The sequence below is a fragment of the Frankia sp. CoWAU3 genome (assembly GCF_977971855.1).
The window spans coordinates 2,643-3,208 of record NZ_CDWWXB010000329.1; the positions used below are offsets into that span (position 1 = coordinate 2,643).

Sequence of the window (566 nt, forward strand, 5' to 3'; positions counted from 1 at the left end):
CCAGAGGTAGCGGGGTGGGAACGCCGTCGACCAGGTGCACCATGACGGTGTCGCACAGCCCCAGGCAGACCCCGTCGAGGAAGAGGCCGGCACTGTGCACGAACGACGACGCGCCGATCCGGCTTATCCCGTGGCCGATCTCGTAGGTGGCGGTATAGTGCGCCTCGGCCAGGTAGTGGATGCTGAGCTGTGCGACGACGGGCGTGAACCCGGGCCGGCCACCCGGGTCCTCGGGGCGGAGCAACCGGGTGTGCAGTCTCACCCGGGTGTCCTCGTACAACGAGGCGATGGCGACGTTATTAAGGTGACCGAAGATGTCCATATCGCTGAACCGCGCGGGCATCGGCTGACTCAGGGGATAGCTGGCGAGGCTGAGCCTCGCCGGATCACGTCTCGGGTCCATTTTGCCACTGTGCCCCATCCGATCCGGCTGTGGAGGGTCAACATTCGGTCTTCTTCGTCGTAAGTGTTCGGTGATGTCGTGGGAGGGCTCGCCGAATGCCCGGCCGGCGTTGCCGGTCGGGTGCTGTCGGTGAGGCGAGTTAAGGCGCGGGTCCGTCGTGATC

General features: G+C 65.7%; 1 protein-coding gene. It reads right to left on the reverse strand.

All coding sequences use genetic code 11. The annotated features are described in order from the left end of the window. Nucleotides 1–403, reverse strand: a 403-nt coding sequence (locus AC08ON_RS18025; RefSeq protein ID WP_476617425.1) for an acyl-CoA thioesterase, incomplete at its 3' end; no start/stop codon positions are given. Nucleotides 404–566 lie beyond the last annotated feature (163 nt).